This is a genomic window from Sulfurimonas sp. HSL-1656, from assembly GCF_039645585.1.
Classification (GTDB): domain Bacteria; phylum Campylobacterota; class Campylobacteria; order Campylobacterales; family Sulfurimonadaceae; genus Thiomicrolovo; species Thiomicrolovo subterrani.
The window spans coordinates 1,210,153-1,230,711 of record NZ_CP147915.1 but is presented as its reverse complement, the minus strand read 5'-3'; the positions used below and the strand labels follow the sequence as shown (position 1 = coordinate 1,230,711).

Here is a 20,559-nt window from a genome sequence, read left to right as displayed (position 1 = left end):
ATGCAGATACTCGACGGAAAAGCGCTCTCCAAGAAGATAGAAGAAGGCGTCGCCACCGCAGCCTCCGAACTCAAGGAAAGGACCGGACGCGTCCCGGGTCTCGCCGTCATTCTTGTCGGAAACGACCCCGCTTCGCATGCCTACGTCGGTATGAAAAAAAAGGCCTGCGACCGTGCCGGTTTCTACTCGGTCACCCACGAGATGCCCGAAACGATCTCCCAGGAGGCGATCGAGCAGACGATCGAGATGATGAACGGCAACCCGAACATCGACGGTATCCTCGTCCAGCTTCCCCTCCCCGCGCACATCGACACGACACGCCTGCTCGAACTCGTCGCCCCGAGCAAGGATGTCGACGGCTTTCACCCCTACAACGCCGGGCGCCTGATGACGGGCCTGGACGGCTTTGTCCCCTGCACCCCGCTGGGCGTCATGGAGCTCTTCGCCGAATACGAGATCGACCTGACGGGCAAAGACGCCGTCGTCGTCGGTGCCTCCAACATCGTCGGCAAGCCGATGGCCGCCCTGCTGCTCAACGCCAATGCGACGGTCACCGTCACCCACATCCATACCAAGGACCTCAAAGCGCACACCCAAAACGCCGACATCGTCCTGGTCGGTGCCGGGGTCATCAACCTGATCAAAGAGGATATGGTCAAAGAGGGAGCCATTGTCATCGATATCGGTATCAACCGCGCCCCGGACGGCCGCCTCGTCGGCGACGTCGACTATGAGAACGTTGCGCCGAAATGCTCCTACATCACCCCGGTTCCCGGCGGCGTCGGTCCGATGACCATTGCCATGCTGCTGAAAAACACCCTCAAAGCGGCCGAAATGCACGCACAAGAGCGCCAATGAAGACGAAGGTCAAACACGCCGCCAAAGCGGCCTACCGTTTCTCCAACAGCTGGACGGGGACGGTCATCATCGTCCTCTTCGTCATCTTTTTCGTCGCGCAGGCCTTCCGCATCCCCAGCGGCTCCATGAAGGACTCTCTGCTCATCGGTGACCACCTCTTCGCCAAGAAGTTCGCCTACGGCATCTCGACCCCGCATGTCCCCTTCCTGGAGATCCCGCTTGTTCCCGGTACCGACGGGCATATCATCGACGGTGATACGCCGCAGCGCGGCGACATCGTCATCTTCCGCTACCCCAACAACACCTCGCTGCACTACGTCAAGCGCTGTGTCGCCACGCCGGGGGACGAACTTTTCGTCTACAACAAGGATCTCTTCCTTCACCCGGCAGAGGGGGACGACTATATCCGTCAGCACTACACCTTCACCCATGAGATCGAGGAGTTCGACGGGCGTCTGTGGATCAAGAACCCCTATATGAAAGAGCACCCGGGTATTCACCACGACCCGCATATCATCGATGACGGCCAGTTCCCGCAGCCCATCTTCAACTTCGGCCCTATCCAGGTGCCCGAAGGACGCTACTTCATGATGGGTGATAACCGCGACCACTCCAACGACAGCCGCTTCTGGGGTGCCGTCCCGTACGGCCTCGTCGAAGGGACGCCGTGGTTTATCTACTTCAGCATGGACGACAACTACGAGATCCGCTGGGACCGTATGTTCAAAACCCCTACCGATCTCGAGCAGTCCCCCTACCTGGACCGCGCGGTCGCCGAACGCCAGCGTGAAGAGGGCACGGACCGTGGACTCTATTGATCTGCTGAAAATCGCCGCGGCCGTCCTCGCACTGGCCATCGCCATCATCGGCCACGAAATCATGCACGGCTGGGTCGCCTACCGCTACGGCGACACGACGGCAAAGCATGCCGGGCGCCTCTCGATCAACCCGCTCATCCATATCGACCCCGTCGGGACGGTCCTTGTGCCGCTGATGATGTACTTCATCCCCGTGCTGCTCGGCATGGGCGGCGGCTTCCTCTTTGGCTGGGCCAAACCGGTCCCGGTCAATATGCGCACCGTTATCGCCAACGGCGGCTACAACGCCGCCATGCAGGTCAGCCTCGCCGGTATCGCCTACAACTTTGCCCTGGCATCCCTCTTCGCCGTCTTGCTGACGGGGATGCAGCAGCCGGTGCAGAGCGACGGGCTGGGCTATATTTTCCTCTACCTCGTCGTCTTGCAACTCGTCCTGATCAACGTCTTGCTCGCCGTCTTCAACCTGCTGCCGATTCCGCAGTTCGACGGCGCACATTTTTTGATGTTCCTCTCGCTCAAGTTCGGCCTGAACAACATCGCCATGTGGTTCCAGCGCCTGGAACCCTACGGCATCTTCATCGTCATCATCCTGCTGATCACGCCGCTGAGAGAGTATGTACTGTTCATGCCCGTCCAGTACGTGCTGCAACTGCTGTTATCTTAAAAACCGAAGGAGTACTCCATGAAATTCTACATTGCCACCGACCACGCCGGACTCGACCTCAAAGACTACACCGTCGAACTGCTCAAAGCCAAAGGCCACGAGGTCGTTGACCTGGGCCCTTTCTGCAAAGACCGCGTCGACTACCCCGACTTCGCCGTGAAGGTCTGCAACGCCGTGCTCACCGACGAAGAGGATGCCGACGGTATCCTGATCTGCGGTTCGGGCCTCGGGATGAGCATGACCGCCAACCGTTTCGCCGGTATCCGCGCGGCGCTGTGCCACGACGCCTACACGGCAACGATGGCCCGCGCGCACAATGATGCCAACGTGCTCTGCTTCGGCGAGCGCGTCGTCGGATGCGGCGTGGCCGAGTCCATCATCGACGCCTGGGTCGCCGGTGCCTTCGAAGGCGGACGCCACGCAGGACGCGTTGAAAAGATCGAAGCCGTCGGCGGCTGCTCTGCAGCGCTGTAAGGCCCCTCATGTCACTGTCCGTTGATCAAAAGGCCCTCGTAGAAGGTGCAATCCGTGACATCCCCGACTTTCCGAAGCCGGGGATCATCTTCAAAGATATCACGACCCTGCTCAATGATGCAGAGGCGTTCGGTACGCTGATGGCGCACCTCAAAGCGCGTTACGAGGGTTACGGACTCGACTACGTCGCGGGCATTGATGCCCGCGGCTTTATTTTCGGTGCGGCCCTGGCGCAGATGCTGGGCGTCGGTTTCGTCCCTATCCGCAAAAAAGGGAAACTGCCTTCGACGACCGTCTCGGAGAAATACTCCCTGGAGTACGGCTTTGACGAGGTCGAGGTCCATATCGATGCCTTCGGTCCCGAAAAGGGCGCCAAAGTGCTTCTGATCGACGACCTTATTGCGACGGGCGGGACGGCCAAAGCCGCCGCATCCCTGATCGAAAAGCTCGGCGCACACTGTGTCGAAGCCTGCTTTATCCTCGGGCTGGAGTTCCTGCCGGGCATTAACAGCCTGACCGAACTCACCCCCGTTTATACCGTTATAGGAGTGGATTGATGTACATCCCCGAACCCTCGACGTTCGATCCCGACAGCAACGGCCATTTCGGCATCTTCGGCGGCCGTTATGTCCCTGAAACCCTGATGCCGGCCCTGCTGGAGCTTGAAAAAGCCTACGCGCAGTACCGCTTTGACGAAACCTTCTGGAGCGAGGTGGACGGCTACCTCAAAGATTACGTCGGCCGCCCTTCCCCGCTCTATTATGCAGCGAACGTCTCCGAAGAGCTCGGCGCGAAGGTCTATATCAAACGCGAGGACCTGAACCACACCGGGGCGCACAAGGTCAACAACGTTATCGCCCAGGGCCTGCTGGCGAAAAAGCTCGGCAAGCAGAAGGTCATCGCCGAAACGGGCGCCGGCCAACACGGGGTCGCCACAGCGACCATCGCCGCCCTGCTGGGGCTGGAGTGCGAGATCTTCATGGGGGCCAAGGACGTTGCCCGCCAGGAGCTCAACGTCTTCCGGATGAAGCTGCTGGGCGCCAAGGTCCATGCCGTCGAAAGTGGGTCGCGCACCCTCAAAGACGCTATGAACGACGCCATCCGTCACTGGGTGACCCATGCCCGTGACACCTTTTACATCATCGGCACCGTTGCCGGGCCGCACCCCTACCCGATGATGGTCCGTGACTTCCAGGCGATCATTGGCTGGGAAGCACGAGCGCAGATCCTGGAAAAAGAGGGGCGCCTCCCCGATACCGTCGTTGCCTGTATCGGCGGCGGTTCCAACGCCATCGGCATGTTCCAGCACTTCCTTGAAGACAAAGCGGTACAGTGCGTCGGCATCGAGGCGGGCGGTCTGGGGACCGACACGGACAAGCACGGAGCCTCCCTGCTCAAAGGGCGCCCCGGGGTCCTGCACGGCCAGATGAGCTACCTCCTCCAGGACGACGACGGCCAGATCCTTGAAGCCCACTCCATCTCCGCCGGGCTCGACTACCCCGGCATCGGACCGGAACACGCGTTTCACAAGGAGAACGGGACGGTAACGTATGACAGCATCACCGATGCCGAAGCCCTCGACGCCTTTGTCTGGCTCAGCCGCAAAGAGGGGATCATCCCCGCGTTCGAGAGCTCTCACGCCGTCGCCTATCTGAGGAAAATGCCCGACATCGCCGGCAAACTGGTCATCGTCAACCTCTCCGGCCGCGGGGACAAAGACATGATCCAGGCCAAAGACATGCTACACTTCGACTAAGGAGCGCGCGTGGAAGAGTATTTACTGGAACTGCTGCAAGAGTACGGTTACATCATCCTGTTCGTCTGGAGCATCCTCGAAGGGGAGATGGGCCTGCTCATGGCCGGCATCATGGGCCACACAGGTCACATGAACGTTCCGGTAGCCGTCTTCGTCGCCGGCCTGGGCGGTTTTGCCGGCGACCAGATCTACTTCTACATCGGCCGTTTCAACAAGGGATTCATCCAGCGGAAACTGCACAGTCAGCGCCGGAAGTTTGCCATTGCCCACCTTCTGCTCAGAAAGTACGGCTGGCCCATTATCTTCGTACAACGTTACCTCTACGGGTTGAGGACCGTCATCCCGATGAGTATCGGCATCACGAAGTACTCCTCGCGAAAATTCGCCCTTATCAACCTGCTCAGTGCCTGGGTATGGGCGGCGCTCACCATCATCCCCGCCTACCTGCTGGGAGAACAGATCTTGCAGGTGCTCGAGTGGGCCAAAGCGCACTGGTACTATGCCCTGCCGATAGCCGCCCTCTTTTTGATCGGCATCACCACCCTGTTCAAAAAAATCGAAAACCAAATGCTGGAGAAACAACATGCTCGTCAAGCTCGAAACGCAAACTGTTGAGTCCATCGATGCGGCCCTGACCGTCACCCTTCTGACGCCGGAGACGCTGGCGTCACACCCGAAAAAATCTGTCCTCGAACAGGCCGGATTCGAGGCCAAAGAGGGGCAGACCTGTATGCTGCACGAAGGCGCCGAATACGTCGCCGCCGTCACCGCCTTTGAACCCGACGCCATCCGGGACGCGATGGCCGCCGCCGCAAAAAGCCTCAGCGGGTTTGCCTATGAGAGCGCCAAAATCGCGCAGTACGGCCTTGAAAATGCCGCCGCCCTTGTCGAGGGCATCGTGCTGGGAAGCTACAAATACACGCGCTACAAATCCGACGCCAAACCGTCGAAACTCAAAACGTTCTATGTCGCCGGCGCGAATTATGACGGGAGTGCTGTCGATGCCGATGCCCTCAAAGCCGCTGTTGACGGTGCCGTCATCCTTGCCACCGCTACCAACTTTGCCCGCGACCTTGTCAACACGACCCCCGACGACATGACACCGGGCCAGCTGGCCGTCGTGTCCCAGACGCTCGCAGATGACAACGGCCTGGGCTGCGATATCTTCGACGAGCATGCCCTTGAAGAGGAGCACATGCAGGCCATGCTGATGGTTGCCCGCGCTTCCGCGCACAAACCGCGCATGATCCACCTCTCCTATATGCCGGAAAACCCCGTCGCCACGGTCTCCCTTGTCGGCAAGGGCCTCACCTACGACAGCGGCGGGCTGAGTCTCAAGCCCGCGACCTCTATGGTCACGATGAAGATGGACAAAGCCGGTGCCTGTGCGGTCCTGGGGATCATGAAGGCCGTCAGCGAGCTGAAACTGCCCGTGGCCGTCCACGGCTTCGTCGGGGCGGTCGAAAATATGATCGGCGGCAACGCCTATAAGCCCGACGACGTCCTTTTCGCCCGTAACGGCAAGACGATCGAGGTGCGTAATACCGATGCCGAAGGGCGTCTCGTGCTCGCGGACGTCCTCTCCTATGCGCAGGACAAGGTGAAGGCGGACTACCTCTTCGACTATGCAACGCTCACCGGCGCCTGTGTCGTCGCACTCGGCCCTTACACCACGGGTATCATGGGACACAGCAGTACGCTGAAGCACTCCCTGTACAGCGCCGCAGACGCGGCAGGGGAGCTCGTCGGTGCACTGCCTTTCAACCCGCACCTGAAAAAAGCGCTCAAAAGCGAGATCGCCGATGTTTCCAACATCAGCAACATTCCTTACGGCGGCGCCATCACCGCGGCGATGTTCCTTGACCACTTCATCACCGACGAGATGAAAGAGAAGTGGATGCACTTCGACATCGCCGGTCCGGCCTATACGGAGTCCGGCTGGGGCGTCAACCCCCACGGCGGTACGGGTGCCGGCGTACGGACCACCGTCGCCTTCCTGCGGGCTATCTCAAAAAAGTAGTCCGCTACTCCTCGTAGGGTTCAAAGTCCGCTTTGCCGACACCGCATTGCGGACACTCCCACTCTTCCGGGATATCTTCGAACGCCGTTCCCGGCGCGATGCCGCCATCCTCATCTCCCACTTCGGGATCATAGATATAACCGCAGACGGTACAGACATACTTTTGCATCTTCGCTCCTTTTGATAGTACAAATTTGCGGATGTGCTCCGTTAAAAAATCATACCACCGTTTTGTCAACCGTACAGTATCCCGTCCCCTAACCCGCCCCTAACCCCTTAAAGAGTACAATGTCGGACTTATTTCTTATAGACAGGAAACCATTATGGGATTAGCCATCGGACTCGTCGGGCTGCCGAACGTCGGAAAATCAACTACTTTTAACGCGCTTACGAAGGCGCAGAACGCGGAAGCGGCCAACTACCCTTTCTGTACCATCGAACCGAACAAGGCGGTCGTTCCCGTCCCGGACCCGCGCCTGGATGCCCTGGCAAAGATCGTCAACCCCGAGCGTATTCAGCACTCCACCCTCGACTTCGTCGACATCGCCGGCCTCGTCAAGGGGGCAAGCAAGGGTGAAGGGCTTGGGAACAAGTTCCTCGCCAATATCCGCGAAACGGAAGTGATCCTGCAGATCGTGCGCTGTTTCGCCGACGATAACGTCGTGCACACCGAAGGGAGCATCGACCCGCTCCGTGACGTCGAGATCATCGAAACCGAACTGATCCTCGCGGACGTCGAAATGCTGCAAAACCGTATCGACCGCCTCAAGAAACAGGCCAAAGCCGACAAGAAAGCGCAGACAATGGTCGACTTCGCCCAGACCCTGCTCGACCACCTCGACCAGGGCAACCTTGCCCGCAGCTTCCCCGACATCGATGACGACCGCTTCGCCGAACTCAACAAAGACCTCCGCCTGCTGACAGCCAAGGAGATCATGTACGGCGCCAACACGGATGAAGACGGCCTGCTTGAAGACAATGAGTATGTCCAGCGTCTCACGGCCCATGCCGAAGCACAGAACTGCGAAGTTATCAAGCTCTGTGCAAAGATCGAGGAGGAGCTCGTCGGCCTGGAGGACGAAGAGCGCGACGAATTCCTGCGCGACCTTGGCGTCGAGGAGTCCGGTCTCGAGCAGATCATCCGCAAGGGCTTCGACAAACTGGGCCTGATGAGCTACTTTACGGCCGGTGTCAAGGAAGTACGCGCCTGGACGATTAGAAAGAACACGACGGCACCGAAAGCCGCTGCCGTCATCCACAACGACTTCGAAAAGGGCTTCATCCGCGCCGAGGTCATCGGTTACGAGGACTTCGTCGCCTGCAACGGCGAAGCCGGCGCCAAAGAGGCCGGCAAAATGCGCCTGGAAGGTAAAGAGTACATCGTCCAGGACGGCGATGTCATGCACTTCAGGTTTAACGTCTAACGCACCATTCAATCCCTATGGCATATTCCGCCCGCCATCCCGTTCCGGGTGGCTTCCCTTCCCTGCAAATCCGCTAACACAATATAATATTTCACAATCTTTACATCTCGAAATTTATAATGCTATAATCAACGCCGACAATGAAAGTGTAAAACTGTTTTCACCAGCGAAAGGCAATTATAATGGGGCCATCGACGACAGAACAGATTCAACGTGCACTGAACGAATGGCTGTCCGCGTTGGACGTCCTGAAAGAACCCATCTTCTTGCATGACAGCGATTTCCGTGTCATCCGCTGCAATAAAGCCTACAGCGTCCTGGCCAACCTCCCCTACGAAAAAATAATCGGGAGTTACTATTATGATGTCTTCCCGAAACTGGATGGTCCCTTGCCAAACTGCAAAGGGGCGATTGAGGAGCATGTCACCTATTCCGTCCATGATGAGATCACTATTGACGGCAGGATATACTATTCACGATCCTCAGTCGTCAATGACGCTAACGGTAATTACCGATACTCCATCCATATCCTTGAGGATATTACCGAACGCCGAAGTGCAGAGATAAAGCTTTGTAGTGAAAAACATTTTTCCGATAAACTGGTCGAGAGCCTGCCAGGCATCTTTTTCCTCCTTGACGCCAAAGGCTGCCTGCTGCGATGGAACGGCAGACTCGAAGAGATATTCGGCCTCGATCATGAGACATTGAAAGGTTACGACGCCCTCACCTTGGTCCATCCCGACGATCAAGCGTATATCAATCAGCGGATCGGTGAGACTTTTACAAAAGGTGCAACAACGTCTGAAGCGCGCCTGCTGACACAGAATGGTGCCAAATATTATGCGCTTACGGGACAGCGTATCGCCTCGCCTGAAGGCGATGTGCTTATCGGTGTGGGAATAGACATGACGGAGCACAGGCGCATCGAGCAGGAGGTGCGCCGCGAGCGTGATTTTAACCGGAAGCTCGTCGATACGGCACAAGTCATCATCCTCGTCCTGGATACCCGTGGGTGTATTCTCCGTTTCAACCGCTATATGGAGCTGTTGTCGGGCTATTCCCTCGACGAAGTAAAGGGAAAGGACTGGTTTGAGACGTTCCTGCCGGCACCTAGCAGGGAGGTGACCAAAGAGCGGTTTCTTGAAGCCATCAACGACCTAGATAGCAACGGTCAGCTTGACAGCATCGTCACCCGCCAGGGCAGAACCCTGCAGATAGAGTGGTACAGTAAAACCCTGCGCGACGGCGAAGGGAATGCTGAAGGACTCTTAGCCATAGGAATGGACGTCACCAAAAAAAGGGAGACCGAAAAGCGCCTCGAACTGTTCCACAGTCTCTTCGACCAGTCCATGGACGCTGTGCATATCGTGGACCCCGTCACGATGTGCTTTATCGATGTCAACGAAACGGCGTGCCGTGACCTTGGCTACACGCGCGAAGAGATGCTGCAGATGTCCGTTTACGATATCGACCCTACGGTCACAGATGAGAAGATCAAAATGGTAAACGCCAATATGAACCAGGAAGACAATATCCGTTTCGAGAGCCTCAACCGGCGCAAAGACGGTACGACCTTTCCCGTTGAGATCAGTGCATCGCTCATCACCGTCGATAAACCCTACTTTCTCTCCATCGTCCGGAATACCAGCGAGCGTGTGGCGTCAAGGGAAGCACTCAACCGGGCAAACCGTGCCCTCAGAACACTCTCAGAGGGGAACCTGGTCCTCATCCATGCACCGGATGAAGAGACGCTGCTGCACAATGCGACGAATGTCATCGTCGAGCATGGCGGCTACAGCCTTGCCGTCGTCGATTTTGTCGGTGAAAGCGGAACCAAAAGCCTTAATCCAATCGCCTGGGCAGGCTTAAATGTACCTGTTTACTGGATCGGGGAGCTTTCATGGGACAACTCCACCCACGGCGACTTTCCCGCCGGGCACGCCGTCAAGCAGAAAACCACGCAGATCTGCCGCGATATCGCTTCCGAATACGCAGACACGCCCTGGGGAGAAGCCGCCGTTAGCCATGGCTACAACGCGAACATCTCCATGCCATTGCTACAGAACGGAAACGTATTCGGTGTGCTCAGCATCTATTCGAATGTGCCGGAGCCCTTCGACAAAGATGAAGTCGAACTGCTCGAAGAGCTGGCCGAGGATCTTGCCTACGGCATCCTTAACCTGCGTACGCGTGCGTCGCACGAGCGGCACGAAACCCTCCTGCGTGAAAGCCTGGAGCAGTCCATCCAGGCGATCGCCGCGACGGTCGAATCGCGCGACCCCTATACCGCCGGCCACCAGAAGCGCGTCGCAGAGCTTGCGACGGCAATTGGCCGGGAGATGGGTCTGGATGACGATCGGGTTCAGGGGATCGGTTTTGCCGGCATCATTCATGACCTCGGCAAGGTCCACATCCCGGCGGAAATCCTCTCGAAACCGGGCAGACTGAGCGCCATCGAATACCAGCTGATCCAGACCCACCCGGAAGCCGGATACGACATCGTCAAAGACGTCCGCTTTCCCTGGCCCATTGCGCAGATCATCCTTCAGCACCACGAACGCGTTGACGGCAGCGGCTACCCGCATGGGCTTAAGGGTGAAGCCATTTTGCTTGAAGCGAAGATCATCGCCATCGCGGATACGGTCGATGCCATCTCGTCGCACCGCCCCTACCGCTCGGCACGGGGTATCGACACGGCGTTACGGGAAATCCAGAATGGAAAGGGAAGCGCTTTCGACCCTGATGCGGTCGATGCCTGTGTTCGCCTCTTTACGGAAAAGGGGTTCGAGTTCTCAACGGAATCGCCGCTGATTACTTTAAACTAACACTATCTTACGAAAGTTTCGCGATCGTATCGCCGAAGCGGACCTTCTGCCCCGCTTCCACACCCAGTTCCACCCCCGCTTTTTCCGTAATCATGACGATGGTTGAACCCATCTCAAAGCAGCCGAAGTCATCCCCCTTTTGCAGGTAGAGATCCTCAAAGCTGTACGCCGTCGGCTGCTGCGCGTTCGCATTGGTCTGGATGCGCGGTTCGAAACTGACCTGCATCTTGCCGACATTGAGCGCCCCGACAAGGACGAGGTAGATGAGTCTTCCCTGCTGGCTCTCGCACTCCAGGACCACCCGCTCGTTCTCGATAAAAAGGTCGGCCCGCTTGTTGAGCGAAGGCATGTTGACCGGGTAGAGCTTGCCGGGGATATGCACCGCCTTGCGCACTTTCATGTTCGTCGGCACGTGGTAGCGGTGGTAGTCGCGCGGAGAGAGGTAAAAATTCATAAACTGCCCGTGCTCGATGCGGTCCTTGTTCCCGTCATCGATCTCTGACCCCAGCAGCTCACGGACGCAGTAGGACATCCCCTTGATCTGCAGTGCCCGCGTCGCATCGAGATCGCCGCACTCGGTGATGAGGCTGTCGCACGGCGAGATGAGGTCGTCGGCGTCGTTGGAGAAGTGACGCGACGCTTTCAGGCTGCGGGTGAAGAGTGCATTGAGCGAACGGTAGGTGGAAGGCGCGTAGAACTCGCCCATGTCCAGCCCCATGATGCTGACGTACCCCTGGTTGACGATTTTTTGGAACCAGCGGGGGAACTCCTTGGACGCGAACCGTCCGAACTGCTGCGAAATAGTGTTGGTGATATGGCGTGTCATGCTTCCTCGTCGTTGTCGATTTTTCGTTTGGCGATCTCTTCGATCAGTACCGTAGCATAGGAGCCTTTCGGCAGCGAAAAGTGCAGCTCGTACCAGGCTTCTTCCTCCCGGTATTTGCCTTCCACATCTTCGGGAAAGATCCAGGCATAGCGGCGCTGTCCATCGATCTCGTGGACGGCGTCATACTCTTTTTCGATGACCCTGGAGAGGCCGGTGGAACGCATGGCCCGCTTACCGACAAGCAGGCCTGTCGGGACGATATCACGCTCCATATAGCGCTCAATCTCCTCGTCGCCGCCGTCGAACTCGAAGGGGCGCCCGTGCGGGTAGTGCATCATCACGTCGCCCTCGATGAGCTTGTAGGGGTGCGGCTGGGATTTCAGCTTCAGGAGCTGCTCTTCGGTCATGTTGAGCAGCGGGGCGATCTCTTTGGCATCGAAGGTACCGATCAAAGTACTGATCTCGATACGGCGGCTCAGCCAGAGGTTAAAGAGATGACTTTGATATGCATTAATATAAAGCCGCTTGAGCTTGACGTTGCGTTCCTTGATCTTACCGCGCAGCAGGGCTTCGCCCTTCTTCCAGTTCTCTCCGCCGATCCCGAAACGCTGGTAGCCGAAAAAGTTCGGCATGCCGTAGGCCGCGATCTGCTTGAGGGCCTCGTCGATCTTCTTGGCCGCCGTCGGCGTCACCTTTTTCAGACGGATAAAGAAGCGGTTGCCCTTGAGGTGCCCCATGTGGATCTTGTTTTTATGGTAGGTCTTCTCAAGAATCTTGACGTTTTCATGGCTGAAGCTCTCGAGCTGCCGCTCGAACTTCTTCGGCAGGGAGATGTACTGCGTCGTCATCGCGTTTTTATCTTTGAGGCCGGCATAGCCGATCTCCTTGCCTTTGATGCCGAGGTGCTTCGCCAGCAGGGAGATGAGGTCCCAGGTGGCCAGGTTCTTCTTGCGGACGTGCAGTACAAGGTGCTCGCCGTTGCCCGTAAACGGGTACAGGGGTATCTCATTGACGACGAAGTCGCGCACGCTCTGTTTGAAGACGAAGGGGATCGGTGCATGCTGCAGATAATAAAAACGGTCCATAGTACTCTTTAAAAGTGGTGTGATTTGCACGGATTCTTGTAACGGGTCCGTGCCGCCCGTGCGAAAACGGTCAGCGGCGTGCGGTGCTTGCGCGCCAGGTATTCGACGCGCTTGCGCATCCGAGGTGCAAAGGCGATAAGCATCTCGTACTCCTCCCCGCTGCACCCGGCTGCCCTGCTCATGGGGCGCAAAAACGCAAAACCGACCCGGTTCAGGTCCGAAAGCCGCTGCAGGTCGGTATAAATCCCGTCGGAAATGTCCATTCCGGCCCGCAGGTGTGACGCTGCATCGGCGATGAATGCACGGCGCAACAGCGGCCGCACATAATGCGACCGTGCGTGTGCCCTGCGGCCCGCCAGCAGATATTGTAGCTCTTTTTTCGCTTTCCCGACGCTGCCGGTGTAGGCCAGAAGGTCCCCCGGCTTGATCCCGCTGCGGCGCAGCGGACGCTGCGTTTCGGACACAATGGTCAGCGAGATGATCAGCCGGTCGCTCTTGACGGTATCCCCGCCGATGAGTTCGCAGTCAAAGGCTGCCGCCGCCTCAACAAACCCCGCCGCCAGTGCATCCACCTCGTCGGCATGCATCGACGACGGAATGCCGATCGCCAGCAGCGCGTAGCGCGGGACGGCGTTCATCGCCACAGCGTCGGAGATGTTGACCGCGAAGGCCTTGTGAGCGATCTGCCGCGGGCTCATCCAGGCGCGCTTGAAATGCGTCCCTTCGATAAAGGCGTCGTTCGAATAGACAAAAGAGCCGATCACGGCCCCGTCATCCCCGATCCGTTTGGATGCGGCGGCGACGGAAGCGATAAAACGTTTTTCCAGGTCCATAATAAGAGAAGAATTCTACTCCACTCTCGCTTGCGGCGCCTTTACACAGGGACCGTCATAAGTGGCACTTAATGAAACACCAATTAAAATTAGTGAAAAACCACAAACGGGACATTATGAAGACATCGATCAAGAAACTGTTGAGTTCGGTGCAGTTCAATGCGACACTGCTGATGCTGTTCACCCTTCTGAGCGGGCTGCTTCTCGCCAGCTCCCTTGCGACCTATAAACGGATCGACAATATTGCTGAACAGGAGAAACTTGCACGCTCCCTCGGCGAGATGCAGCGTGAAGACCCTGCACTTGCACGCATTAACTCCAGCGGCGTCCTCAGCCGCCTGCCGATCCTGATCGATGCACTCGATACCGAAGCACCTTACGAGATCGCCAACAGCCTGATCATCCGGGAAGCCGCACTGCGCAGCAAATACACCAAGATGCTCCGCGAACGTGCCAGGATTTTGAACGCAGCGACATCCGCCTATTTCAAGGCCACCGCTGCGTCCCCCTCCAAACATGCGCAAATGCTTGATGCGATCGATGATTACATCGCCGTCTTCTATCCGCTGACAAAACTGCAGAACCGCGTCCTCTATTACTACAGTCTGCTCGTCGCGGCCAGCATCGCGCTTGTTTTCCTCTGGAGCTTCGTCGTCATGGTCGCCAGCCGCAGTGCCGCCAGAACGATCCTGGCCGACATCCATGCGCTTCAACCGCAGGAGGGCGCGACCCGCACGACGGTCAAGTACAAAACGACCGAGATCAACAGTATCGCCCTGAAACTGCGCCAGGAGGGCGGTGAAGCCGCCGCGTCGGGCAACAAAAAGGACGAGGTGACGCAGCTGCCGAACTATGAAGGGGTCAAAATCGGGTTTGAACGCCGCCCGTCCGGATCGAAGGAGATGCAGGCCTATGTCTGTATCTTCGAGATCGACAACTACTCCAAGCTCATCAACCACTTCCCGCAGAGCGTCATCGATCCGATTTTGATCAAGATCACCTCCATTATGAAGCTGCACAAGATGCAAAATGACCAGATCGGCCGGATTCACGGCGGACAGTTCATTACCGTGTTTTTGCGCAGCGACAAGCAAAAAGCGATGGACGAGTGTAACCACATCCGCCAGATGATCGAGGAGAACCGTTTCAAAATGCCACACGACTCGTTCCCGATCACGCTGAGCGGCGGCTTTGCCTCAAAAACCGCTTCCCAAACCCTCGACGATGCCGTCAAAAACGCCAAAGAGCGCCTGAAAATCGCACAGGAGAAGGGCGGCAACTGCGTCTCCGATATGAGCAACAATACGAAAATATTATAGATTTTCCGTCAGAAGCCCCGTTTTAAGGGGCTTTCTGGTTCATTTTGTAACACCTTTCTCTTCTGCTCTCTGCCACAAATGGTTTAACCGAAACCTACCCTTTCAATCGCTATAATCTGACGCATATTTACGTTTACGAAGGAAGGTTATGAGTATTCCTATTTATACTTATGATGCGGTAATTGTCGGTTCCGGCCTGGCAGGTTCTGCGGCTGCCAGAGAACTGAAACTCGCCGGCAAGAACGTCGCCGTCATTACCAAACTCCACCCGCTGCGTTCGCACTCCGGTGCGGCGCAGGGCGGTATCAACGCTGCGCTCAGCGATGTCGACAGCATCGAGCTGCACGAATTCGACACCGTCAAGGGTGCGGACTACCTCGCCGACCAGGACGCGGTTGAGCTGATGTGTCAGAAAGCCCCGGAAACCATCCGCTGGGCTGAGCGCATGGGAGCGGCTTTCAGCCGTACGGATGACGGTAAGATCGCCCAGCGCCCCTTCGGAGGCCAGTCCTCCCCGCGCGCCTGTTTCGCGAAAGACCGTACGGGTCTGACCCTTCTCCAGACGATCTACGAGCAGGCGCTGCGCGTCGGCGTCGATTTCATCGACGAGTGGTACGCCGCCGATATCATCTATGAAGATGGTAAAGTAAGCGGCATCGTCGCCTTCAATATTCGTAACCAGGAAAAAGCGATCTTCAACGCCAAAGCCGTCATGTTCGCCACCGGCGGATACGCCCGCGCATTCAAGATCAGCTCAAACGCCCACGCCAACACCGGCGACGGCCTCTCCATCGTCGCACGCCACGGCCTGCCGCTCGAGGATATGGAATTCGTCCAGTTCCACCCGTCAGGGCTTTCAGGAAGCGGTATCCTTATCTCTGAAGCGGCCCGCGGCGAAGGCGGGAAACTGCTCAACTCCGAAGGCGAACGCTTCATGGAGCGCTACGCGCCGAACAAGCTTGAACTGGCTTCCCGCGACGTCGTTGCCCGCGCCATCATCAACGAAATCCGCGAAGGACGCGGGGTCGGACCGCGCAAAGACGCCGTCTACATTGACCTGACGCACCTGGGCAAAGAGAAGATCATGGAGCGCCTGCCGGAACTGCGCGACCTGGCCATCACCTTCCTCGGCCTCGACATGATCAAAGAACCTATCCTGATCTCCGCCACGGCGCACTACTCCATGGGCGGTATCCCGGTCGACATCGACGGGCACGTCCGCAAAAACAACGACGAGCTCGTCGAAGGCTTCTACGCGGCGGGCGAATGCGCCTGTGTCAGCGTTCACGGTGCCAACCGCCTGGGAGCCAACTCCGTCCTCGAAGCCCTGCTCTTCGGCCGCCACGTCGGTCAGAGCATGGTGGCCGATATCGAGAAGCTCTACCTGCGCGAGGCAGAGCAGTCCGATGCAGATACGATGATCGAAGAGATGGAGCGTATCCTTACTTCCAACGGCAAAGAGACGGTTCCGGGCCTGCGCAACGAACTGCAGCAGAGCATGACGGACAACGCCGGCGTTTTCCGTACCGAAGAGACCCTCTCCAAGCAGGTCGAGATCGTCAAGGAACTGCGCAAGCGCTTTGCGAATATCCGCATCGACGACAAGTCAAAGATCTTCAACACGGATCTCCAGGAAGCAATCGAGCTTGGCCACATGCTCGACTACTCCCTCTTTATCGTCGAAAGCGCCCTGGCGCGCAAAGAGAGCCGCGGTGCACACTACCGCGAGGACTTTACGACCCGCGATGACGAAGGTTTCATGAAACACACGATGGCCTACATGGATGCCGAGGGCAACATCAGCCTCGACTACATGGCCGTAACGCCGGGTAAATTCGAGCCGCAAGAGCGTACATACTAAGGGGACGATGATGACGACGATTACAACACAAACCATTACATTCAACGTATTCCGCTTCAACTCGGAAACGGACTACCTCCCCTACTATAAGACGATCGAGATGGAGGTTACCTCCGAAGAGGTCGTCCTCGACATCCTCAACCGTATCAAGTGGGACGTCGACGGCAGCTTCAGTTACCGCCGCAGCTGCCGCCACGGGATCTGCGGCGCCTGTGCCATCAAAGTCAACGGCAAAGGCGTCCTGGCGTGTAAAGAGCGTATGAACGACCTGATCGAGCTCTTCGGTACCGAGCTGACGCTCGAGCCGCTCAGCATCAAGCGCGCGGTCAAAGACATGATCATCGATAAAGAGGACTTCTGGAAGAAGCACGAGCAGGTCAAGCCCTACCTCATTGACGAGATTGACGAACATCCGGAGAGCGAAAACCTCGTAACGCCGAAAGAGGAAGCGCAGCTGCTCGAGGCCGACTACTGTATCCAGTGCGGCCTGTGTCACTACTCCTGTCCGTCGCTTGAAAACAACGACTCCTATATCGGGCCTGCCGCGTTTGCCGCTGCTTACCGTTTCAACGCCGACGTCCGCGACAAAGCAACGCTGGATCGCCTCGACATCGTCAACGCGCCGGACCAGGGTGTCTGGGACTGTGTCAAATGCTACGAGTGCCAGGAGGTCTGCCCCAAAGAGGTCAACCCGATCGAAAAGATCACGAAGCTGCACAACCAGGTATTCGAGCACGGTGTCGCCATCAACAACGTCGCGACACGCCACGCCGTCGGCTTCGCGCACTCCATCAAGAAGCACGGCCTGCTGGATGAAGCGGAACTCGTCCGCTACTCCGAGGGGACGCTCCCGATGCTGATGAAACACGGCAAGGTCGGATTCAAGATGTTCAAGGTCGGCAAAGTTGTCATGCCGTGGAACATGCCGAAATCGGACAAACTCGACGAGGTCAAGGCCCTGATCAAATCGTCGTCAACGGTCAAATTCTAAGGATAAGTCATGGAAAAGAAACTCAAATACGCCCTCTTCACAGGATGTACCGCCAAGGAGAGTACGCCGGAGCAGCTGATGTCGACGTACGCCGTCGCCGAAAAGCTCGGGATCGAACTCGTTGAGCTTTCCGAAGCGACCTGCTGCGGCGCATCCCACCTGCAGGACTATGACGATTTCCTGTCGCTTGTCCTCAACGCGCGCAACATCTGCTACGCCGAGTCCCGCGGCATGACGATGGTCACCATCTGTAATACCTGCCAGCTCAACACGGCGATGACGAAACACCGTCTCGACAACGACCCGGAGCTCAAAGCCCGCGTCAACGAAAAACTCGCCGAAGTCGGCCTGGAGTACAAGGGTACCTCCGAGATCACCCACTTCCTCTACGCGATCATCGACGACTTCGGTCTCGAGACGCTGGGGGAGAAGGTCGTTACACCGCTCTCTCAGTTCAACATCGCGCCGTTCTACGGTTGTCACAACATCCGCCCGTCCGAGCTGCAGAACGAAACGCACGGCAAAGCGGAAAACCCGTACAACCCGAACTCCCTGGACGACCTCATTGTCACCCTGGGCGGCGTCAACGTCGACTATGAAGAGAAGAACAAGTGCTGCGGTTTCCACGCAGAGCTCCAGGCACCGAAAACGGCTGCCCTGCTCACCGGTAAAGCCCTGATGGGTGCGATGGATGCCAACGCGGACTGGATGGTCACGCCCTGCCCGCTGTGTCACCTGAAACTCGACACCCAGTACGAGCACGCCGGCCATGCCGTCGGCCGCGACGTCAAGATGCCGGTCCTGCACATGCAGCAGATGGTTGGTCTGGCCCTGGGCTGTACCCCGGCCGAACTCGGCCTCAAGCACCACGTTTCCAAGGTCAACTTCGTCTAACGACTACACGGGGCGCGTCATGCGCCTCTCCCCTGCTCTCACAAGGTACATTTTATGTCCGATACAATCGAAATACTTTCATGGAACGTCAACGGAATCCGCGCCGTCGCCAACAAGCAGGCACTCAAATGGGTCGATGAACGCCGTCCGGATATCCTCTGTCTCCAAGAGATCAAAGCCACTGCATCCCAGTTCCCCGACGACCTCTTCGACACCAGCTACGCGACACTGACCATCAACAGCGGCGAGCGAAAAGGCTACTCCGGCACGGCAACCTTCTCACACCTCGTTCCCGACTCCTCCGAGTTCTGCCTCGACATCGACAGCGAGCACGAAGGGCGCATCATCCAGCATGACTACGATGATTTCACCCTCTTCAACGTCTACTTCCCCAACGGGCAGAAAGACGAGGAACGCCTCGCGTACAAGATGGCCTTTTACGAGAAGTTTCTCACCTACTGCGACGCGCTGCGCGACGAAGGGAAAAGCATCGTCATCTGCGGAGACGTCAATACGGCCCACCGGGAAATTGACCTCAAGAACCCCAAGTCCAATGCCAAGACCTCCGGCTTCCTCCCCGAGGAGCGCGCCTGGATCGACAAACTCATCGAACACGGCTACATCGACACCTTCCGCTACGTGCACGGCGATATCGAAGAGGAGTACAGCTGGTGGTCCTACCGCTTCAGCGCACGCACAAAGAACGTGGGGTGGCGCATCGACTACTTCTTCATCTCCGACGACCTTACGGAGGTGCTCGAAGACGCCTTCATCCTCCAGGACATCGAAGGCTCGGACCACTGTCCCGTCGGCATACGCCTCGCGCTCTAGCGCTTCAACGGTTATATATTTCGATAAATAGTTTGATGGAACAGCCCCCGCAAGGGAGCCTGTTTCGTATGAAAGTACGGGTTAGAGTCTTGTCAGAAGGACGATAACGAACGGTACGGGCGCCTTGGGCGCTTTCGCCGCGTCAAAGACGCCGCAGAAAGCCTTGGCAACCTCATAGATCTGCGGTATGGTATATTCATGATCGTAGGCTTCATCCAGCACTTCCTTCGTCTTGTCGACGATGATCCCGATCTCATCACAGTCGATGTCGTGGGAGTGGATCTCTTTGTCCCATTTGCAGGCATGGTGAAAGGTGTGGAAGTAGGTTTCGATATCTTCATCACTCAGGTCGTCGAGCAGATGGTACTGGCGGACAAAATCGATTACCTCGTGGAGTTTGCAGGTCATTATTTTCCTTTTTACTTTCGTTGCACTAAAATATGCATAACATATTCGCGTGCACAATATTTAACATATACAACTGCGATCATAAGGTAAATAATGAACATTCAAATCGAAAAAGCAGACTATTGGAATGAAAAGCACAGGGCCGACATTCCGATGCTGCTCGACGCCTATGCGCATGACCCTATGGGCGGCGGAAACCCGCTCAAAGAGACGGTTAAAGCCAACCTGGTGTCAGAACTCGCCAAACGCCCCTACGCCTTCTCCGTCATTGCCTACGTCGACGGAGAAGCGGCGGGTCTGGCCAACTGTTTCGAGGGTTTCTCTACGTTCGCCTGCAAACCCCTCGTCAATATCCACGACATCGCCGTTCTACCAGAGTACAGGGGACTTGGCATCAGCCAGAAACTGCTGGAAAAGGTTGAGGAGATCGCAACTGAAAAAGGGTGCTGCAAAATCACCCTCGAGGTTCTTGGCAATAACGCGGTCGCACAGGGTGCCTACAGGAAATTCGGCTTCGCCGCCTACGAGCTCGACCCCGAGGCGGGCAGCGCGCAGTTTTGGGAGAAGAAGCTTGGTACAGCGCATATATAGAGACTTTCTTTGTTCTCTACATGGTGCTTTCCTCATAAAGTTTTCTGTCATCCAACTTATCTGTAGATCCATTAGAAGGTA

Annotated in this window: 21 protein-coding genes; 16 read left to right on the top strand and 5 right to left on the bottom strand. The window is 57.2% G+C overall.

Annotated features, from left to right (window positions below):
- From folD to WCX49_RS06235, 8 genes are read left to right on the top strand one after another with little or no spacing between them, the layout of a single operon-like run.
- Positions 1-858, top strand: coding sequence for a bifunctional methylenetetrahydrofolate dehydrogenase/methenyltetrahydrofolate cyclohydrolase FolD (folD, locus tag WCX49_RS06270; RefSeq protein ID WP_345986728.1), 858 nt, complete (start codon positions 1-3; stop codon positions 856-858).
- Positions 855-1,676, top strand: a complete 822-nt coding sequence (gene lepB, locus WCX49_RS06265; protein ID WP_345986727.1) for a signal peptidase I — start codon at positions 855-857, stop codon at positions 1,674-1,676. The genes folD and lepB overlap by 4 nt, the downstream gene beginning before the upstream one ends.
- Positions 1,663-2,340 carry a site-2 protease family protein gene (locus WCX49_RS06260; protein WP_345986726.1) on the top strand — a complete coding sequence of 226 codons (678 nt, stop codon included), beginning with the start codon at positions 1,663-1,665 and terminating at the stop codon, positions 2,338-2,340. The genes lepB and WCX49_RS06260 overlap by 14 nt, the downstream gene beginning before the upstream one ends.
- 18 nt (positions 2,341-2,358) lie before the next feature.
- On the top strand, positions 2,359-2,814 hold the full coding sequence (gene rpiB / locus WCX49_RS06255; RefSeq protein WP_345986725.1) for a ribose 5-phosphate isomerase B: 456 nt from the start codon (positions 2,359-2,361) through the stop codon (positions 2,812-2,814).
- 8 nt (positions 2,815-2,822) lie between these two features.
- The gene (locus tag WCX49_RS06250) at positions 2,823-3,371 is read left to right on the top strand and encodes an adenine phosphoribosyltransferase (protein WP_345986724.1); all 549 of its coding nucleotides are present in this window, start codon (positions 2,823-2,825) and stop codon (positions 3,369-3,371) included.
- Entirely contained in the window at positions 3,371-4,570 is a 1,200-nt protein-coding gene (trpB, locus tag WCX49_RS06245) for a tryptophan synthase subunit beta (protein ID WP_345986723.1), read from the top strand. The genes WCX49_RS06250 and trpB overlap by 1 nt, the downstream gene beginning before the upstream one ends.
- A 9-nt stretch (positions 4,571-4,579) precedes the next feature.
- Positions 4,580-5,185 carry a DedA family protein gene (locus WCX49_RS06240; protein WP_345986722.1) on the top strand — a complete coding sequence of 202 codons (606 nt, stop codon included), beginning with the start codon at positions 4,580-4,582 and terminating at the stop codon, positions 5,183-5,185.
- The gene (locus WCX49_RS06235) at positions 5,154-6,590 is read left to right on the top strand and encodes a leucyl aminopeptidase (RefSeq protein WP_345986721.1); all 1,437 of its coding nucleotides are present in this window, start codon (positions 5,154-5,156) and stop codon (positions 6,588-6,590) included. Before WCX49_RS06240 ends, WCX49_RS06235 begins: the two co-directional genes overlap by 32 nt.
- Before the next feature lie 4 nt (positions 6,591-6,594).
- Here the strand turns inward: WCX49_RS06235 and rd are convergent, their stop codons facing one another.
- Positions 6,595-6,759, bottom strand: a complete 165-nt coding sequence (gene rd, locus WCX49_RS06230; RefSeq protein WP_345986720.1) for a rubredoxin — start codon at positions 6,757-6,759, stop codon at positions 6,595-6,597.
- Between the two features lie 154 nt (positions 6,760-6,913).
- On the opposite strand from rd, the gene ychF reads away from it, so the two are divergent.
- Together ychF and WCX49_RS06220 are read left to right on the top strand one after the other, a co-directional pair.
- Positions 6,914-8,014 carry a redox-regulated ATPase YchF gene (ychF, locus tag WCX49_RS06225; RefSeq protein WP_345986719.1) on the top strand — a complete coding sequence of 367 codons (1,101 nt, stop codon included), beginning with the start codon at positions 6,914-6,916 and terminating at the stop codon, positions 8,012-8,014.
- 182 nt (positions 8,015-8,196) lie between these two features.
- Positions 8,197-10,839 (top strand): PAS domain S-box protein, encoded by a 2,643-nt coding sequence (locus tag WCX49_RS06220; RefSeq protein WP_345986718.1) that lies wholly within the window; start codon positions 8,197-8,199, stop codon positions 10,837-10,839.
- Between the two features lie 7 nt (positions 10,840-10,846).
- Here WCX49_RS06220 and WCX49_RS06215 read toward each other — a convergent pair whose 3' ends face one another.
- Genes WCX49_RS06215 through WCX49_RS06205 form a run of 3 tightly spaced genes read right to left on the bottom strand, consistent with a single transcriptional unit; the run spans position 10,847 to position 13,583 of the window.
- Positions 10,847-11,665, bottom strand: coding sequence for a phosphatidylserine decarboxylase (locus WCX49_RS06215; protein ID WP_345986717.1), 819 nt, complete (start codon positions 11,663-11,665; stop codon positions 10,847-10,849).
- Positions 11,662-12,750, bottom strand: coding sequence for a tRNA pseudouridine(13) synthase TruD (gene truD / locus WCX49_RS06210; protein WP_345986716.1), 1,089 nt, complete (start codon positions 12,748-12,750; stop codon positions 11,662-11,664). The genes WCX49_RS06215 and truD overlap by 4 nt, the downstream gene beginning before the upstream one ends.
- Before the next feature lie 8 nt (positions 12,751-12,758).
- Positions 12,759-13,583: a thiamine-phosphate kinase gene (locus WCX49_RS06205; protein ID WP_345986715.1), complete on the bottom strand. Its 825-nt coding sequence runs from the start codon at positions 13,581-13,583 to the stop codon at positions 12,759-12,761.
- Between the two features lie 116 nt (positions 13,584-13,699).
- Between WCX49_RS06205 and WCX49_RS06200 the strand changes: the two genes are divergently transcribed.
- The 5 genes from WCX49_RS06200 to WCX49_RS06180 all read left to right on the top strand — a co-directional run bounded on the left by WCX49_RS06200 (position 13,700) and on the right by WCX49_RS06180 (position 19,479).
- On the top strand, positions 13,700-14,902 hold the full coding sequence (locus tag WCX49_RS06200; protein WP_345986714.1) for a diguanylate cyclase: 1,203 nt from the start codon (positions 13,700-13,702) through the stop codon (positions 14,900-14,902).
- A 148-nt stretch (positions 14,903-15,050) separates the two neighbouring features.
- On the top strand, positions 15,051-16,763 hold the full coding sequence (sdhA, locus tag WCX49_RS06195) for a succinate dehydrogenase flavoprotein subunit (protein ID WP_345986713.1): 1,713 nt from the start codon (positions 15,051-15,053) through the stop codon (positions 16,761-16,763).
- A 10-nt stretch (positions 16,764-16,773) separates the two neighbouring features.
- Positions 16,774-17,754: a succinate dehydrogenase iron-sulfur subunit gene (gene sdhB / locus WCX49_RS06190; protein ID WP_345986712.1), complete on the top strand. Its 981-nt coding sequence runs from the start codon at positions 16,774-16,776 to the stop codon at positions 17,752-17,754.
- A 9-nt stretch (positions 17,755-17,763) separates the two neighbouring features.
- Positions 17,764-18,648 (top strand): CoB--CoM heterodisulfide reductase iron-sulfur subunit B family protein, encoded by an 885-nt coding sequence (locus WCX49_RS06185; RefSeq protein WP_345986711.1) that lies wholly within the window; start codon positions 17,764-17,766, stop codon positions 18,646-18,648.
- A 54-nt stretch (positions 18,649-18,702) separates the two neighbouring features.
- Positions 18,703-19,479: an exodeoxyribonuclease III gene (locus WCX49_RS06180; RefSeq protein ID WP_345986710.1), complete on the top strand. Its 777-nt coding sequence runs from the start codon at positions 18,703-18,705 to the stop codon at positions 19,477-19,479.
- 81 nt (positions 19,480-19,560) lie between these two features.
- Here the strand turns inward: WCX49_RS06180 and WCX49_RS06175 are convergent, their stop codons facing one another.
- The gene (locus WCX49_RS06175; RefSeq protein WP_345986709.1) at positions 19,561-19,887 is read right to left on the bottom strand and encodes a hypothetical protein; all 327 of its coding nucleotides are present in this window, start codon (positions 19,885-19,887) and stop codon (positions 19,561-19,563) included.
- Positions 19,888-19,980: 93 nt separating this feature from the next.
- Here WCX49_RS06175 and WCX49_RS06170 point away from each other — a divergent pair, with 93 nt between their 5' ends.
- A complete protein-coding gene (locus WCX49_RS06170) occupies positions 19,981-20,478 on the top strand; it encodes a GNAT family N-acetyltransferase (protein ID WP_345986708.1) in 498 nt (165 codons plus the stop codon).
- The last annotated feature ends 81 nt before the right edge of the window (positions 20,479-20,559 follow it).

Coding starts and splice junctions, on each gene's coding strand:
- folD (WP_345986728.1), top strand. CDS start 1: ATGCAGATACTCGACGGAAAAGCGCTCTCCAAGAAGATAGAAGAAGGC.
- lepB (WP_345986727.1), top strand. CDS start 855: ATGAAGACGAAGGTCAAACACGCCGCCAAAGCGGCCTACCGTTTCTCC.
- rpiB (WP_345986725.1), top strand. CDS start 2,359: ATGAAATTCTACATTGCCACCGACCACGCCGGACTCGACCTCAAAGAC.
- WCX49_RS06250 (WP_345986724.1), top strand. CDS start 2,823: ATGTCACTGTCCGTTGATCAAAAGGCCCTCGTAGAAGGTGCAATCCGT.
- trpB (WP_345986723.1), top strand. CDS start 3,371: ATGTACATCCCCGAACCCTCGACGTTCGATCCCGACAGCAACGGCCAT.
- WCX49_RS06235 (WP_345986721.1), top strand. CDS start 5,154: ATGCTCGTCAAGCTCGAAACGCAAACTGTTGAGTCCATCGATGCGGCC.
- rd (WP_345986720.1), bottom strand. CDS start 6,759: ATGCAAAAGTATGTCTGTACCGTCTGCGGTTATATCTATGATCCCGAA.
- ychF (WP_345986719.1), top strand. CDS start 6,914: ATGGGATTAGCCATCGGACTCGTCGGGCTGCCGAACGTCGGAAAATCA.
- WCX49_RS06220 (WP_345986718.1), top strand. CDS start 8,197: ATGGGGCCATCGACGACAGAACAGATTCAACGTGCACTGAACGAATGG.
- WCX49_RS06215 (WP_345986717.1), bottom strand. CDS start 11,665: ATGACACGCCATATCACCAACACTATTTCGCAGCAGTTCGGACGGTTC.
- truD (WP_345986716.1), bottom strand. CDS start 12,750: ATGGACCGTTTTTATTATCTGCAGCATGCACCGATCCCCTTCGTCTTC.
- WCX49_RS06205 (WP_345986715.1), bottom strand. CDS start 13,583: ATGGACCTGGAAAAACGTTTTATCGCTTCCGTCGCCGCCGCATCCAAA.
- WCX49_RS06200 (WP_345986714.1), top strand. CDS start 13,700: ATGAAGACATCGATCAAGAAACTGTTGAGTTCGGTGCAGTTCAATGCG.
- sdhA (WP_345986713.1), top strand. CDS start 15,051: ATGAGTATTCCTATTTATACTTATGATGCGGTAATTGTCGGTTCCGGC.
- sdhB (WP_345986712.1), top strand. CDS start 16,774: ATGACGACGATTACAACACAAACCATTACATTCAACGTATTCCGCTTC.
- WCX49_RS06185 (WP_345986711.1), top strand. CDS start 17,764: ATGGAAAAGAAACTCAAATACGCCCTCTTCACAGGATGTACCGCCAAG.
- WCX49_RS06180 (WP_345986710.1), top strand. CDS start 18,703: ATGTCCGATACAATCGAAATACTTTCATGGAACGTCAACGGAATCCGC.
- WCX49_RS06175 (WP_345986709.1), bottom strand. CDS start 19,887: ATGACCTGCAAACTCCACGAGGTAATCGATTTTGTCCGCCAGTACCAT.
- WCX49_RS06170 (WP_345986708.1), top strand. CDS start 19,981: ATGAACATTCAAATCGAAAAAGCAGACTATTGGAATGAAAAGCACAGG.